Origin of the sequence: Bacillus cereus, from assembly GCF_002567495.1 — a bacterium.
GTDB classification, from domain to species: Bacteria; Bacillota; Bacilli; order Bacillales; family Bacillaceae_G; genus Bacillus_A; species Bacillus_A cereus_AQ.
In genome coordinates this window covers 45,026-60,857 of record NZ_NVAP01000039.1, presented here as the reverse complement: position 1 = coordinate 60,857, position 15,832 = coordinate 45,026, and the positions used below count along the sequence as shown (strand labels likewise).

Sequence of the window (15,832 nt, the reverse complement as noted above, 5' to 3'; positions counted from 1 at the left end):
TTAAGCTAGTAGAGGGATTATTAGAACTATTAAGATAATAATCCGCTTACATGAACGATAGGAGGCTTCACGATGTCTAGTAAAACACTTGCGAAATTTTTAGAAGAAAATTTAGAGGATTTAAAATCAAAGGGGCTTTATAACGTAATTGATCCGCTTGAGAGTTCAAATGGACCGATCATTACAATTGGCGGAAAAGAATATATTAACTTATCTTCAAACAACTATCTTGGATTAGCAACAGATAGCCGTTTGCAAGAAGCGGCAATTGGTGCAATTCATAAGTACGGCGTTGGAGCAGGGGCCGTTCGTACAATTAACGGTACTTTAGATTTGCATATTAAATTGGAAGAAACAATTGCGAAGTTTAAACATACAGAAGCAGCGATTGCTTATCAATCAGGATTTAATTGTAATATGGCAGCGATTTCAGCTGTTATGGATAAAAATGATGCGATTCTTTCAGATGAATTAAACCATGCATCTATTATTGATGGTAGTCGTTTATCAAGAGCAAAAATAATTGTTTATAAGCATTCTGATATGGAAGATTTACGCCAAAAAGCAATCGCGGCGAAAGAATCAGGTCTTTACAATAAATTAATGGTTATTACAGATGGTGTTTTCTCAATGGATGGAGATGTTGCAAAACTACCAGAAATTGTTGAGATTGCAGAAGAATTAGATTTAATGACATACGTAGATGATGCACACGGTTCAGGTGTACTTGGAAAAGGTGCAGGAACTGTAAAGCACTTCGGTCTTTCTGATAAAGTTGATTTCCAAATTGGTACATTATCAAAAGCAATTGGGGTAATTGGTGGATATGTAGCAGGGAAACAAAACTTAATTGACTGGTTAAAAGTTCGTTCACGTCCATTCTTATTCTCTACAGCATTAACACCAGCAGATGCAGCAGCTTGCATGAGATCAATTGAAATCTTAATGGAAAGCACAGAATTACACGATCGTTTATGGGAAAATGGGCGCTATTTAAAACAAGGCTTAAAAGAACTTGGCTTTAACATTGGGGAAAGTGAAACGCCAATTACACCTTGTATCATTGGGGACGAAGTATTAACACAAGAATTTAGTAAACGTCTAAATGAAGAAGGCGTATACGCAAAATCTATCGTGTTCCCAACTGTAGCAAAAGGAACAGGTCGTGTTCGTAATATGCCTACAGCAGCTCATACGAAAGAAATGTTAGATGAAGCAATTTGTAAGTATGAAAAAGTAGGGAAAGAAATGGGCATCATTTAAGTAACGACATCTTTTGAATAGCTTGCAAATGAGGAGTGGGGAAAATGAAAAAAATTCTAGTAACCGGTTCTTTAGGGCAAATTGGTTCTGAACTAGTAATGAAACTTCGTGATGTATACGGCGCATCAAATGTTATTGCAACAGATATTCGTGAAACAGACAGTGAAGTAGTAAAGTCTGGTCCTTTTGAAACGTTAGATGTAACAGATGGACAAAAATTACATGATATTGCAAAGCGTAATGAAGTAGATACAATTATTCATTTAGCAGCTTTACTTTCAGCAACAGCAGAAAAAAATCCGTTATTTGCATGGAATTTAAATATGGGCGGACTTGTAAATGCATTAGAAGCAGCTCGTGAATTAAACTGTAAGTTCTTCACGCCAAGTTCTATCGGTGCATTCGGTCCATCAACGCCAAAAGATAATACACCACAAGATACAATTCAGCGTCCTACTACGATGTATGGGGTAAACAAAGTAGCAGGAGAATTACTGTGTGATTATTATCATCAAAAGTTTGGCGTAGATACGCGCGGTGTCCGTTTCCCAGGTTTAATTTCTTACGTAGCTCCTCCAGGAGGCGGAACGACTGATTATGCAGTTGAAATTTATTATGAGGCGATTAAAAAAGGTGCATACACCTCATACATTGCAGAAGGAACATACATGGACATGATGTATATGCCTGATGCTTTACAAGCAATCATTTCATTAATGGAAGCTGATCCAAGTAAGCTAGTGCATAGAAATGCATTTAACATTACAGCAATGAGCTTCGAGCCAGAGCAAATCGCAGCGTCAATTCGTAAACACATTCCGACGTTTACAATGGATTATGCAGTAGATCCAGCTCGTCAAACAATCGCTGATAGTTGGCCAAACTCTATTGACGCAACTGCAGCAATGCAAGAGTGGGGCTTTAAAGCAGAATATGATTTAGACAAAATGACAACTGACATGCTGGCTAAGTTAAAAAAAAAGCTTTCAGCTGAGTTAGTGATGAATTAATACAAAGAGCCGATTCTTAGGAATTGGCTCTTCATTATTTTGGGAGGGAGAGAAGTCTTGTGCAAAGAGTTGATGTCGTATATGCACTCATACACGATGAAGAAGCCGATACAATATTAATGGTACATAATATAGAACAGAACGTTTGGTCATTACCAGGTGGTGCGGTTGAAATAGGTGAAACGTTAGAGCAAGCACTAGTAAGAGAAGTAAAAGAAGAAACAGGCTTGAGCGCTGTAACCGGTGGACTTGTCGCAATGAATGAGAAATTTTTTGAGAAACAAGGTAATCATGCATTATTTTTTACATTCCGAGCGAAGGTGGTAACAGGTGAACTGATTGCAGAAGATGAAGGGGAAATTTCTGCAATAGAGTGGGTGGATCGAACAATTGCAAATGAGCGATTCCCATACTATGACGGAGGGTTTGAATCGCTATTAGAGGTAGCCATTCCATACAAGTTTCAACCAGAAACAAAGTAATTGAACGAGAAAATAGGAGCCACAAGGCTCCTATTTTCTATTCAATCGTCTTCAGTAATAGTTTTTTCAGTAATGGTTTAATCTTCAATCGTAAATCTTCAGCATGATTTGCAACTAAGAAGTGATGGTTATAAATGTTTTTCATTAATTGATAAGTTGCTTCTTTCGCTTCGCCTTCTTCGATGAAGATACCTATTACTTCCATACCACTTTTACGCGCAAGTTTAACAGCTTCATGCGTATCTAAAATCCCATCTTGTTGATAGTCTAGCGCAGAAGGCTCACCGTCTGTGAAGACTAGTAAGAATTTATGTTTCTCAGGTCTTTTGGCAAGCTTTTCAGAAACGATACGGATAATATATCCGTCGCGGTTATCTTCTTCTTCACGAAGTTGCATAATTTCTGGACCAACGCTTGGTAACGTTGAGTTTTTATAATTTACAACTTCATGGATAACGTTCGGCTTATCTTCAGGTTTAGCACTAGAGGCATCTTCCCAAAATCCGCTAATAGCGTGCGGGATTTTTAAAGATTTTAAAGCTTCATGGAATAGTACAACACTCTTCTTCGTTTCTTCCATTTTGTTATACATAGAACCAGAACAGTCAACTAACAGTTGGAATGCAACATCGAGTTCTTGTGACTCTTGTCCTTTTTTATAAAACATACGCGGTTGTTTTTCGGTATAAATACGAAGGAATTTCTTGCGAAGTCTTCCGTAGTATTTATCACTATTTGCATTTGTTTTATTTTCAATCGTTTTTTCGATGATTTTCTTTAATTCTTTTACATCTTTATTCACGACTGATTTGATAGCTTGATAATCTTTTTTCTCATCAGGATTTGGTTTACGAGCTTCTTTAAATGTGTGAGAAGCTCCAGCATTATACTTACCGTATACACCATCGTTTTGACTAGAAGCGTGAGAAGCTCTTGCTTCCTCTGTATCTGCACCATCAAAGTTAGATTGTGTACTTTTTTGTGAAGTACCTTGTACAGAACCAAGTGCTTGGTCGCCATCTTCTGATTCACGGGCAGTATCACCCATCATATTAGTTTTTGTTCCGCTTTCTAGTTCAAAGCGTAAAAAGTTCTCATTTTCATTGTTTTTATTTTCACGGTGCCATGTGGAGAAACTTTCATCCATTTTGTTTTTATTTTCATCGTCATCTATGAGCTGCGTATCATCATTTGCTAAATCTTCGACGCGACAGTTCTTTTCGTCTGCAATGACAGATAAATAAAGTGGAGCATGTCCGAAATAGTTGTTAAGCATATCACTTTCAAGAAGCGCCTCTAAGCGATAGCGAATTTTCTCAACGATATACATAATATCTTCTGTATTACGTGCTTGGAATGTTTCATGTAAAATCGCTTCAATTTGCTCAAAATATTCATTATTAAACATTTCATATTTATCGCTCGTTAATGAAAGATAGCATAGGCAAAATAGACGATCACCGTGATAATTACGAACGCGGTTTATTTCATTTTGGGAGCCGAAGTAATTGCGGTACATTTCTTTTCGGCGTTTAAAAACATGCTTTGTGCCAGGACGTAAGTTCTTTACGATTTCCTCGACACGTAAATCTTCTAATAGAACAAATAATTGTGTTAAGAACTTTTTTAGGGGCGATTCTTGTAATTCAATCGCATAAGAACGAATTAAAGTCATGTCCGAGTAATGTTTATTGCCAAGTGCTTTTAAGAACACTTCGCTTTTTAATCCGATTACTGTATCTTCTTCTTTTCGATCATCCCAAAAGTGACTAATGACAACTTTCTTTTCAATTTCGTCGTAGTATGCCTTATAGCCATATTCAAGATAGGCATCGTCTTCTTTTAGAAGGGCATACATTAAGTTTTCCATTTGTAGAAACAGCGACGCATCAATTTTTTTGTCACTAAAAATTTGTCTCATAAATTATCCCTCAAAGAAATAACTTTCTGCTAATTCACGGACAGTCATTTGTTCTGTTTCATCATTAAGTTTTGCAATTATGCTTCGTTCAATAGCGCGCATAACAGGAATATATACACCTAAATCACATGCATCGATAATACCACGAATACTTGCTGCTTCTTCACTTACACGTCCATCGCGAGCTAAAGGCATAAGGTCGCTTGCAAATGCAACAAACTTTTCAATTGTTGCAACATCATTTAATTTTGATTCTGCTAATAATAGTTCTTTTAATGTGTCACCTTGAATGTAAGGAACTTCAATAATAACGAAACGGTTTTTTAATGCTTCGTTTAGTTCGCTTGTTCCAACGTAACCTTCGTTAATCGCAGCAATTACGCGGTATTCATCATCACCGTATACAACTTCTTGTGTAAATGGGTTTGTAATCATTTTACGGTAATCTAATGCGCCGTGAAGTAGTGGTAAAGTTTCAGGCTTTGCCATATTGATTTCGTCAATATATAGGAAGTGACCGTTCTTCATTGCTTTCATAAGAGGACCGTTAACGAATGTAACTTCAGATGCGCCATCTTTCGTTTGTAGTGTGTTGTATCCTAAAATACCTTCTACATCTAAGTCGACAGAGCAGTTAATGCTGTGCATTGGTTTTTGGAATAAAGAAGAAAGTGTTTCCGCTAGTACTGTTTTACCACTACCAGTCGGTCCTTTTAATAGAATGTTCTTGCCAAGAAGAAGTGCTGTAATTGCATCTTCGATAATGCTATTATCAGACGCTTTATATATTTTCGTTCCGATTAAATGCGCATTTTCACCAGCTTCTTGTTTATTCCTTTCATGAATCGTAGAAAGCTGTTGTTTTAAATCAGCATGTATATGAAATTGTTCTAACATGTATTTCCCACCTAACATTATTTTCATAAAGTAATACACCTTATGATAACTTGTTTTAATATGGTATGCAAAGAAAAGGAAGGAGGATAAAGGGAAAAGAAAAAGCAATCAAGAAGAAGTTGATTGCTTACAGTAAAGGAGAAATGAGCCTCATAAAAGACTCCAATATGCGTTTTTTTATACTTCTTTTTTGGAAAGCGTTCCATTTAATTTCAGTTGAATGTTTAAAGTCTTCTTCAAAATCACGTTTAATATCGTGAACTGTTTTTGATTCATAAAGTACGCTAATAATTTCATAATTCAATTCAAAGCTACGTACATCCATGTTTGCTGTTCCTATAGTTGCAATTGTATCATCAACGAGTACAATTTTTGCATGCATAAAACCATCTTTATAACTGTATATAGAAGCACCAGCTTTTAAAAGCGGAGTGAAATAGGATTGAGATGCTTGATCACTAATGATGCTATCACTTTTACCTGGATATAAAATCCGTACATCTATTCCGGCAATTGCACTTAAGCGTAATAATGTTAAAGTTTCTTGATCTGGAATAAAGTAGGGTGTAGCGATCCAAATGGATTTTTTTGCAGAGCCCATAACAGCTAATAATGCATTACGAATACTTTTATCATCCGAGCTTGGTCCGCTTGCTACGATTTGAACGGCACCTTCTGCATTCGAAATCTCTTTACCTGGGAAGTATTGTATATTCATGAATTGATCCCAGGAATAAGTATTTAAACCACTAGAGGCATAGAGCCAGTCTTCTAGAAAGATTGCTTGTAATTTATATAATGCTTTTCCTTCTATTTTTAAATGACTATCACGCCAAACGGGAAATTTCTTTGAACGGCCAAGATATTCATCACCGACGTTGAGTCCTCCGGTAAAACCAATTTCTCCATCTACAATAACGATTTTTCGATGGTTACGATAATTGACAGTTTCCAGTAACCAAGCCGAAAAAATAGGGTCAAATTCTACAATTTCAATCCCAGCTTCTTTCATAGGTTGCAAAAATCGTCTTCTTAACGTATTACTTCCAAGGCCATCATAAAGGAAGCGCACAATAACTCCAGATTTTGCTTTGTTTATTAAAGCATCTCGAACTTTTGTACCAATTTCATCAGATTTAAAAATATAGTATTGGATATGTATATGATGTTTTGCATGCTCTATAGCTTGCAAAATTTCTGAAAATGTTTGATCTCCGTTTGTTAAAAGGTTTGTAGTTGTTTTATCTGCGGCAGGCCCGCCTCCAAATTTTTGTATGACTTTTGTTAAATGCATGGAACGTTCATTTAGTGGGACTGTGAGTAATAACTCTAGTCGTCTTCCTTCTAATATTTCACGGAATAATTTTCTTTGTTCTTCTGAACGATGGAGATGCTTTTTTCTTCTCCAGCGGCTGCGCCCAAAAATAGCGTATAAAAGTACACCTATAATAGGAAGAAGTGCTAATACTAAAAACCATGCTAAGGTACTTTGTGGAGATCTATTTTCTATAAAAATAACGAATGAAATTCCTACAATTGTGATGGACCATAGAGCGCCGACAAATGTATATAATGAAATAAATGATGTATTTAAAAGGAAAAGAACGATGGATACAATTGTAAATATTAATAATAATTGAACGATAGGCTTTTTCATTTCTATATAATTCCCCTAATCTTTTTTCAATATAGACTTCTTAAATAGAAGATGTAATATGACACCTTTATTATAAGGTGTTTTTCTTTTTTTACAAAATATAGACATTTAACCTATACTTTCCGCATTTGTCCTACATACAGTGTACTATCACATCTTTATCCCACTCTTAACGCATATGAAAGTGAAAAAATCGAAAAGGAGCGGAGAAACGTGAATTATATAGAAAATAATGGATTGTATTATCGGAATCACCACCATGGAGGACACAATCATGGTGGGCACAATCATAACGGCGGATATCACCATCATGGAGGACACAATCACTATGATCATCATCACGGAGGCGGATGGGGCTGGGGTGGAAGTTCATGGGGAGGTGGATTTTTCCCTGGAAGTTTTGCAGGAGGAATGTTAGGTGGACTGACAGCTGGTGCATTAACAGGTGCAGCAAGTGGAGGATATTATCCAGCTCCATATCCAGTAACATATCCATCACCATACCCAGTAACGTATCCAATGCCATACCCAGGTTATCAGCCAACACCATATCCATATTAAACTAAAAAAGAGGCTATCCTCTTTTTTAGTTTAATACAGTATTTATTTATAAAATACTCCCAAAATAAAGGTGAAAATATGTTAATATTTTGTTATTGTAATTCGAAAACATATACATTCATGTAGATTTTTATATTATTATTCGTGAATAGTTATGTAGTATGGTCTAATTTCTATTTCACCATTAAAAAGCAAAGAGATTAGAAGTGAGTGGAATTAGTCGGAAACAAGGCTTGCATGGAGCCACTTGAAGAAATTGCGGTATAATAAGGCACGAGATAATTAGGGAGATGAGAAGCTACTAGTTATAGTTGGAACGGTATAATATTGCTTTTTATTCCAAATAATATTATGTTATTTTAATCGGCCTATTTAAAAAGATAATGTATGTAAAGGGCTATTATTAGAAAATGAAATATCTCTATTTCTATGAAGAGAAACAAGTTGTGTTTTAGTCAGATAGGAAGCAAGGAGAGATGCGCATGCTAGAACAGAGAGGTCATGCATTATATGACTCTTCATTGCGGGATTTAAAGTTAGCATTAGATGAGTCTTCAATTGTTGCGATTACAGATCGAAAAGGTCTTATTACATATGTAAATGATAAATTTTGTGAAATCTCTAAATATAAAAGAGAAGAATTAATTGGAAAAGATCACCGTATTTTAAATTCAGGCCATCATCCGAAAACCTTTTTTCAAAACTTATGGAAACGTATTTTGAATGGGAAAGTATGGACAGGTGAGATTCGGAATCGAGCAAAAGATGGTACATATTATTGGGTCAAAACAACAATTGTTCCATTTTTAAATGAAAAAGGAGAGCCATACCAATTTATTGCAATTCGAAATGATATTAGTAGTAGAAAAGAAGCGGAGCAGAGATTGCGTCTAAGTGAAAGTCGTTATAGGGAACTTGCCTATCATGATGCTTTAACGAGTTTGCCGAACCGTTTACAATTAATAACGACTGTTAATAAATTGATTGCAGATAAAAAAGAATTTGGTATGATTTACTTTGATTTGGACCGTTTTAAATTAGTAAATGATACGTTAGGCCATATGATAGGGGATTTACTTTTAAGCGAAGTTGCTTCACGGTTGCATTATGTACTAGGAGAGAAAGATGTTCTGGCTAGGCTAGGTGGCGACGAATTTGTGTTGTTAACAAATAATCATACACAAGCTGAGATGAAGCAGTTAGCGACATCGGTATTATCATGTTTTCAGGCACCATTTATGCTGGAAGGCCATGAAGTATATATTTCAGCTAGTCTAGGACTTTGTTCTTATCCACAAGATGGACAAGATGTGGAAACGTTATTGAAAAATTCGGACTTAGCTATGTATAGTGCGAAAGAACAAGGTAGAAACGCTGCTTGTTTCTTTACAGATGAGTTACGTGCGAAAATAAATCGTAGAATGAAAATTGAGTTTGCCTTGCAAAAAGCAATTCGTGATGAAGAGTTAGATGTAGCATTGCAGCCTATTATTGATTTGAAAACGAAGAGATATTCTGGTATAGAAGCTTTAGTACGTTGTACGGCAGAAGACGGACCTATTTCACCAAGCGAATTTATCCCTGTAGCTGAAGAGTCTGGACTTATTATAAAGCTAGGAGACTGGGTATTAGAAAAATCATGCCGCTTGTTTAAAACATTGCCAAATTATCAAGAAGGACTAAAGTTATCTGTGAATTTATCTATACAACAATTAATGCAAAAACGTTTTATTTTGTCTGTACGTAGCATTTTAAGGAGAACTGGTTTTCCTCCGAACCGTTTAATATTAGAAATAACGGAAAGCATTGCAGTCCGCCATTTTGATTATATTATTGCTACATTACAAGAATTAAGAAATATGGGTGTTTTAATTGCTTTGGATGATTTCGGAACTGGCTATTCTTCCTTATATTATTTAAAACAACTACCACTGGATATTGTAAAAATTGATCGTAATTTTATCCGTGAATTTCATTATGATCACGCACAACCAGAACGAACGATTGTAAAATCCGTTATTGAAATTGCTCATAGTTTAAATTTAGCAGTAGTTGCTGAGGGGGTAGAAACAGTAGAGCAAGAAAGTTTGTTACAATCAATGAGTTGTGATTATGTACAGGGATTTTATTATGCGAAACCTTTATCTGTAGGAGAGCTAAAAGAAAAGTTAATTACAGATTTTTAATAAAAAAGAGAAGCCAGCAGCTTCTCTTTCTTTAATTCGTTTTTTGTGAGTCTTTCATTAATACTGGGTAAAGAATAAGACCTAATATAAACAATCCAATCCCTAAGAAGAATGTTTTTAAATCAGCAGTTCCCGTTTTGATAACCCAAATGGAGTATACCAATGCCAATGTAGTAATGATTCCATCTTTTACTCGAGATCCTGGCAATATATCATATGTTTCTCCTGTAATAACTAATTTTAATTGGTATAGGGTAGAGACAAGGTATGGAATTAAATATGCTAATGTCGCTACGACGATAGCGAAACTATATGCTTCTGAAACAGTACCAGAAATTGTTGAAAATAAGAAAATTTGCGTCATCACATTTGTAATCAATAATGATTTTGAAGGACTACCTTTTTTATTTGTTTTCCCGAAAAACTTAGGGAAAAGTCCATTCTTTGCTGCCTGAAAAGGTACTTCTGAACTAACAACGATCCAGCCAACTGTAGATCCAAATAAAGATATAAGTGCAAGTAAAGCCATTATATATGCGCCTTTATTTCCAATTGCTAAATTTAATGCGTCTACTAATGGTTTTTGAGACTCTTTTAAAGCATCTTGCGAGAGAGCTCCCATTGTAAGTAAAGTAATTGACATGTAAATAAGAAGAGCGATAATTAGTCCGAAAATCGTAGCTTTTTTTACATCGCGCTGTGATTTTGCACGATTAGAAAGCATAACCGCTGATTCAATACCGATAAATGCCCACAGTGTTGCAATAGCAGCTGAATTAATTTGTCCACCTAACGAGATGGATTGTCCTGCTTCATTCATAAAGGTTTGACCGTCTCCGAAATTAGAGGCATTGAAAATGAATAATGTAATTACAATAAACATTGTAAATCCGATAATTTTTGCAATGGTAGCAAGTAGATTCATATTTCCAGCTCGATCAATATTTTGAGAAAGAATATATTGAATTCCCCACAGCATAAGGCTACATACGAGGAAAGTTAACCCTTTCCCGAGTTCTAGTGAAAATCCGTTTATTGAAAAAAGAATTTGCTTACTTTGTAAAACTGGAAAGAATGTTGATAAATATCCAGCAAAGGAAATAATAACAGATGCTGTTGCAGCCCAGTTAGCAGCCCAATATCCCCATGCCATACTATATCCTGCAACTTTACCAGCTTTTTTGGAAGGAAACATCGCTTGAGCATAGCTTTGTGGTCCAGCTTTTAATTCTGGTTTCCGAATCGCTAAATTTCCAAATACAAGTGCAATCATAAATACGCCAAGGCCTGTAATACTCCATGCGAGTGTAGAACCCATTGGACCTGATACTTGTGCTAAATTTGCTGGAAGCATAAATACGCCACCGCCAACCATATTCCCGATAACAAATGCTGTTAAAACCCATAATCCCCATTTTTTCGTTTCCATTTTTGTTAACTCCTTTGTAGTAATTTTTGCTTAAACATCATTTTTTACTAGCCTTTTTGACAATAAAAAAAGAGCCATGTAGATAAAAAATACCTACATGGCTCTTCGCCTGACGTAGGTACAACGGGAATAACCCTTGTACCTACGCGTAATTTTCCGCTAGGTTTCAAGGGTTAAGTATGATGATGATGTTTTTGTGCAAATGTAACTACAATTGTTGTATAAGTAAGCATAGTTCTTTGCTCCCTCTCTCCTCTGATTTTGAAGTTAGTATACTACATGTTTTTTTGAATGAAAAGAAAAATATAAAAATTTTTATAAAAATCCGTTTTAGAGATTAAAAATTCACCTGTATTTTTCCTATACTGGAAAATAAGTGAGAGATTGGCAGAAGAGTGTAGCATGGTATAATACATATAGAATTAGAAGGTGACAAGGGGCTAGTGTAGATGATGAGTAAGTATGAACAAATTTATACAGAAATCAGTAAGTCTATTGATAATAAGCAATTAAAAGAAGGATGCAAAATCCCATCAGAAACAGAATTAATGAAGCAGTATGAGGCAAGCCGAGGTACGGTAAGAAAAGCAGTAGATTTACTGCAAGAGCGTGGATATGTGCAAAAAATTCATGGAAAAGGTGTTTTTGTTTTAAAGCGAAAAAACATTGAGTTTAATTTTGGTGGTATTGTAAGCTTTCAAGAAGAAAATGAACGTTTAGGGCGTCATTGTATTACAGATGTCGTAGAAATGGAGAAAATCGAAGCGACGAAAGACGTAGCAAAGTTATTAAACGTGAAAGAAAAAACAGAAATTGATCATATTAAACGTGTACGAAATATTGATGGGGAAAAAGTAATTTTAGATATAAATCATTTTGTATCTGAGTGTATTCCGGGGTTAACGAAAGAAATTGCAACTGCGTCAATTTATAAATACATTGAGAAAGAACTAGGGCTACATATTAGTTATTCACAGAGGGTAATTGAAGTGCAACCATGTACAGAGGATGACAGGAAGTATTTAGATTTAAATGGCACAGACTATGTTGTCGTTGTGAAGAACTTTACGCATTTGTATGATGGAAGTCAGTTTGAATATACAGAATCACGCCACCGTTTAGATATTTTTCATTTTTCGGATGTGGCGCGGAGGAAGTAAAGAGGTGGAACAAAATATTGTTTCATCTCTTTTTTTATAAAAAAAAATACAAACTCATATATACGAGTGTTGACTAACTTATATATACGAGTTAATATGTAAGTGTAAACGGTATCAAAAAAAGAAAAGAGGGACGGGAAAATGGGGAAAGACTATCGTAAAACAGCAGAGGAAGTGTTGCAGTATATTGGTGGGAAAGACAATATTGAACAAGCTGCACACTGTGTGACGAGGCTCCGTATCGCTTTAAAAGATGAAAGTAAAATAGATAATGATAAATTGCAGTCTGTTTCATTAGTGAAAGGAGCGTTTCATAACTCTGGGATATTTCAAATTGTAATTGGACCAGGGGATGTAGATCGTGTTTACGCTGAATTGATAACGCTTGCAGGTAGGAAAGAATCGACTGTAGCTGACGTAAAAGATTCTGGAAACCAGAAGTTAAATCCAGCTCAAAAGTTTGTGAAAATATTTTCGGATGTATTTATGCCAATATTACCAGCGATCGTAACAGCTGGTTTACTAATGGGTATTAACAATCTATTAGGGGCAAAGGACTTATTTTTTGATGGGAAAAATTTATTAGATGTTTATCCGAATTTAGGTGGACTTTGGGATTTAATTAATATGATGGCGAATACAGCATTCGTATTCTTACCAGCACTTGTCGGTTGGTCAGCAACGAAGCGTTTTGGTGGTAGCCCAATACTAGGGATTGTTATGGGATTAATGCTTGTGCATCCGGCCTTATTAAACGCCTGGGATTATGGAAAAGCAGCGACTGGACTAGACGGTCAAAAGATTGAGTACTTCAATATTTTAGGGTTGTTCCAAATTGAAAAGGTAGGGTATCAAGGACAAATTTTACCGGTTTTAGTAGCTGCATTTGTGTTAAGTAAAGTAGAAATCTTTTTAAAGAAACACGTACCAAATGCGATTCAATTATTAGTTGTACCAATTACAACGATTGTTGTAACAGGTGTGTTAGCATTAGGAATTATTGGTCCAGTTACACGTCATGTTGGAGACTTATTAACAGCTGGATTAGTAGGTGTATATGAAACAGTACCAGTAGTTGGAGCAGTATTATTTGGAGCTTTATATGCACCGCTTGTCATTACAGGTATGCATCATATGTTTATTGCAATTGATTTACAATTGATTGCACAACATGGCGGTACATTTATTTGGCCGATGATTGCTCTTTCTAACATTGCGCAAGGTAGTGCGGCACTTGCGATGTTCTGGATTTCTAAAAATCAAAATGATAAAAGTATGGCATCGACATCAGCAATTTCAGCGTACTTCGGTATTACAGAACCAGCGATGTTTGGTGTGAATTTACGAAATAAGTTCCCGTTCTATGCAGCGATTATAGGATCTGCTGTGGCGGCGATATTCATTACATTAAATGGTGTATTAGCACCCGCTATCGGAATTGGCGGATTACCAGCATTTATTTCTATCATTCCGAAATCGATTCTAATGTTTGTTATAGGGATGTTTATTGCAGTTGTAATCCCATTTACGCTAACATGGTTATTTGCAAAAAGAGTCAAACAGAAGTAGGAGGAAGTTAAACATGAAGGATTGGCATAAAAGTGTAGTCTATCAAATTTATCCGAAGAGCTTTAATAGTTATTACAATAGAGACACCGGTGATATAAAAGGGGTTACAGAGAAACTAGATTATTTAAAAGAACTCGGAGTGGATTATATATGGTTAACACCGATATACCAATCACCACAAAATGATAATGGATACGATGTAAGTGATTATTACAGTATTGATCCATCTTACGGAACGATGGAAGAGTTTGAAGAACTTTTAGAAGAAGCGAAAGCACGTAATATTGAAATCATGCTTGATATCGTTGTAAATCATAGTTCGACGGAACATAAGTGGTTTAAAGAGGCGAAAGAAGATAAAAATAGCCCATATCGTAATTACTACATTTGGCGTGATGAAAAAAATAATTGGCAGTCTAAGTTTGGCGGGTCTGCTTGGAAATATGATGAGAAGACAGAGCAATATTATTTACATCTATTTGATGAAACACAAGCTGATTTAAATTGGGAAAATGAAAAACTGCGTGAAGAAGTATATGATATGATGCGTTTTTGGCTGGATAAAGGGGTAACAGGATTCAGATTAGATGTCATTAACTTAATTTCAAAAGACCAACGTTTCTTAAACGATGAAGGTAGTACAGCGACAAGTGATGGACGTAAGTATTATACAGATGGTCCGCGTGTTCATGAATATTTACAAGAGATGAACCGAAACGTTTTTGCAGGGAAAGATGTAATTACAGTTGGAGAAATGTCATCTACGACAATTGATAATTGTATTAAATATTCTAACCCTGAGCGCAATGAATTAAGCATGACGTTTAGTTTCCATCATTTAAAAGTAGATTATCCGAATGGTGATAAGTGGACGCGAGCAGATTTTGATTTCATTAAATTAAAAGAAATTATGTCTAACTGGCAAATTGAAATGCAAAAGGGCGGGGGATGGAATGCATTATTTTGGTGTAATCATGATCAGCCACGCATCGTCTCACGATTTGGTGATGACGGGAAGTACCGAAACGAATCTGCAAAAATGTTAGCGACAGTTATGCATATGTTGAAAGGAACACCTTACATTTATCAAGGGGAAGAAATCGGTATGACGAATCCTAAATTTGAGTCCATTGAGAAATATCGTGATGTGGAATCGTTAAATATACATGATATAAAGCTAAAAGAAGGATTATCGAAAGAAGAGATTATAGAGATTTTAAAACAAAAATCTCGTGACAATTCTCGTACTCCAATGCAGTGGAATGAAGAGATGAACAGCGGTTTTACAACAAGCACACCTTGGATTTCAGTGGCTGAAAACTTTAAAGAAATAAACGTAGAGAAGGCATTAGAAGATAATGAATCTGTATTTTATCATTATAAAAAACTAATTGAACTAAGAAAAACATATGATGTTATTACAGATGGAGAATATGCTATTTTAGATGAGGACCACCCTAAAATTTGGGCGTATACTCGTACTGCTGAGAATGAAGTACTACTTGTTATAAATAACTTCTATGGAGAAGAAATAACGTATTCTGTACCAGCTAGTGTTCAATTGGATGGAATGAAACAAGAAGTACTAATGTCAAATTATAAAGATTCAGGAATGGATATTACAAAACTTCATGTAAGACCATATGAATCAATTGTATATCGATATACGAAATAAAAGGTTGTATGCCCGCGTGGCA

At 35.5% G+C, this 15,832-nt stretch carries 12 protein-coding genes; 8 read left to right on the top strand and 4 right to left on the bottom strand.

What is annotated here, in order from left to right; translation table 11 throughout:
• Positions 1 to 72 precede the first annotated feature (72 nt).
• Genes COK05_RS18500 through COK05_RS18490 form a run of 3 tightly spaced genes read left to right on the top strand, consistent with a single transcriptional unit; the run spans position 73 to position 2,755 of the window.
• Positions 73 to 1,263, top strand: coding sequence for a glycine C-acetyltransferase (locus COK05_RS18500; protein ID WP_098613762.1), 1,191 nt, complete (start codon positions 73 to 75; stop codon positions 1,261 to 1,263).
• 44 nt (positions 1,264 to 1,307) lie between these two features.
• Positions 1,308 to 2,273, top strand: a complete 966-nt coding sequence (locus COK05_RS18495) for an L-threonine 3-dehydrogenase (RefSeq protein WP_098613761.1) — start codon at positions 1,308 to 1,310, stop codon at positions 2,271 to 2,273.
• Between the two features lie 59 nt (positions 2,274 to 2,332).
• Entirely contained in the window at positions 2,333 to 2,755 is a 423-nt protein-coding gene (locus tag COK05_RS18490) for an NUDIX hydrolase (protein ID WP_098613760.1), read from the top strand.
• Positions 2,756 to 2,792: 37 nt separating this feature from the next.
• Here the strand turns inward: COK05_RS18490 and COK05_RS18485 are convergent, their stop codons facing one another.
• The 3 genes from COK05_RS18485 to COK05_RS18475 form a co-directional block, all read right to left on the bottom strand.
• A complete protein-coding gene (locus tag COK05_RS18485; protein ID WP_098613759.1) occupies positions 2,793 to 4,676 on the bottom strand; it encodes a vWA domain-containing protein in 1,884 nt (627 codons plus the stop codon).
• Positions 4,677 to 4,679: 3 nt separating this feature from the next.
• Positions 4,680 to 5,573 (bottom strand): ATP-binding protein, encoded by an 894-nt coding sequence (locus COK05_RS18480; protein ID WP_098613758.1) that lies wholly within the window; start codon positions 5,571 to 5,573, stop codon positions 4,680 to 4,682.
• 127 nt (positions 5,574 to 5,700) lie between these two features.
• Entirely contained in the window at positions 5,701 to 7,230 is a 1,530-nt protein-coding gene (locus tag COK05_RS18475; protein WP_098613757.1) for a cardiolipin synthase, read from the bottom strand.
• A gap of 213 nt (positions 7,231 to 7,443) precedes the next feature.
• On the opposite strand from COK05_RS18475, the gene COK05_RS18470 reads away from it, so the two are divergent.
• Both COK05_RS18470 and COK05_RS18465 read left to right on the top strand, forming a co-directional pair.
• Complete coding sequence (locus COK05_RS18470) at positions 7,444 to 7,791, top strand: cobalt transporter (RefSeq protein ID WP_098613756.1); 348 nt, start codon at positions 7,444 to 7,446, stop codon at positions 7,789 to 7,791.
• A gap of 482 nt (positions 7,792 to 8,273) precedes the next feature.
• Positions 8,274 to 9,977 carry a putative bifunctional diguanylate cyclase/phosphodiesterase gene (locus tag COK05_RS18465; protein ID WP_098613755.1) on the top strand — a complete coding sequence of 568 codons (1,704 nt, stop codon included), beginning with the start codon at positions 8,274 to 8,276 and terminating at the stop codon, positions 9,975 to 9,977.
• Between the two features lie 31 nt (positions 9,978 to 10,008).
• Here COK05_RS18465 and COK05_RS18460 read toward each other — a convergent pair whose 3' ends face one another.
• Positions 10,009 to 11,406 carry an amino acid permease gene (locus COK05_RS18460; RefSeq protein WP_098613754.1) on the bottom strand — a complete coding sequence of 466 codons (1,398 nt, stop codon included), beginning with the start codon at positions 11,404 to 11,406 and terminating at the stop codon, positions 10,009 to 10,011.
• A gap of 449 nt (positions 11,407 to 11,855) precedes the next feature.
• Here COK05_RS18460 and treR point away from each other — a divergent pair, with 449 nt between their 5' ends.
• From treR to treC, 3 genes are all read left to right on the top strand, one after another.
• The gene (treR, locus tag COK05_RS18455; protein WP_098613753.1) at positions 11,856 to 12,566 is read left to right on the top strand and encodes a trehalose operon repressor; all 711 of its coding nucleotides are present in this window, start codon (positions 11,856 to 11,858) and stop codon (positions 12,564 to 12,566) included.
• A gap of 141 nt (positions 12,567 to 12,707) precedes the next feature.
• The gene (treP, locus tag COK05_RS18450; RefSeq protein ID WP_098613752.1) at positions 12,708 to 14,135 is read left to right on the top strand and encodes a PTS system trehalose-specific EIIBC component; all 1,428 of its coding nucleotides are present in this window, start codon (positions 12,708 to 12,710) and stop codon (positions 14,133 to 14,135) included.
• A gap of 13 nt (positions 14,136 to 14,148) precedes the next feature.
• On the top strand, positions 14,149 to 15,810 hold the full coding sequence (gene treC / locus COK05_RS18445) for an alpha,alpha-phosphotrehalase (RefSeq protein ID WP_098613751.1): 1,662 nt from the start codon (positions 14,149 to 14,151) through the stop codon (positions 15,808 to 15,810).
• Positions 15,811 to 15,832: the final 22 nt, after the last annotated feature.

Excerpts from the sequence above, each read along its gene's own strand:
- COK05_RS18500 (WP_098613762.1), top strand. The coding sequence starts at position 73 with ATGTCTAGTAAAACACTTGCGAAATTTTTAGAAGAAAATTTAGAGGAT.
- COK05_RS18495 (WP_098613761.1), top strand. The coding sequence starts at position 1,308 with ATGAAAAAAATTCTAGTAACCGGTTCTTTAGGGCAAATTGGTTCTGAA.
- COK05_RS18485 (WP_098613759.1), bottom strand. The coding sequence starts at position 4,676 with ATGAGACAAATTTTTAGTGACAAAAAAATTGATGCGTCGCTGTTTCTA.
- COK05_RS18480 (WP_098613758.1), bottom strand. The coding sequence starts at position 5,573 with ATGTTAGAACAATTTCATATACATGCTGATTTAAAACAACAGCTTTCT.
- COK05_RS18475 (WP_098613757.1), bottom strand. The coding sequence starts at position 7,230 with ATGAAAAAGCCTATCGTTCAATTATTATTAATATTTACAATTGTATCC.
- COK05_RS18465 (WP_098613755.1), top strand. The coding sequence starts at position 8,274 with ATGCTAGAACAGAGAGGTCATGCATTATATGACTCTTCATTGCGGGAT.
- COK05_RS18460 (WP_098613754.1), bottom strand. The coding sequence starts at position 11,406 with ATGGAAACGAAAAAATGGGGATTATGGGTTTTAACAGCATTTGTTATC.
- treR (WP_098613753.1), top strand. The coding sequence starts at position 11,856 with ATGATGAGTAAGTATGAACAAATTTATACAGAAATCAGTAAGTCTATT.
- treP (WP_098613752.1), top strand. The coding sequence starts at position 12,708 with ATGGGGAAAGACTATCGTAAAACAGCAGAGGAAGTGTTGCAGTATATT.
- treC (WP_098613751.1), top strand. The coding sequence starts at position 14,149 with ATGAAGGATTGGCATAAAAGTGTAGTCTATCAAATTTATCCGAAGAGC.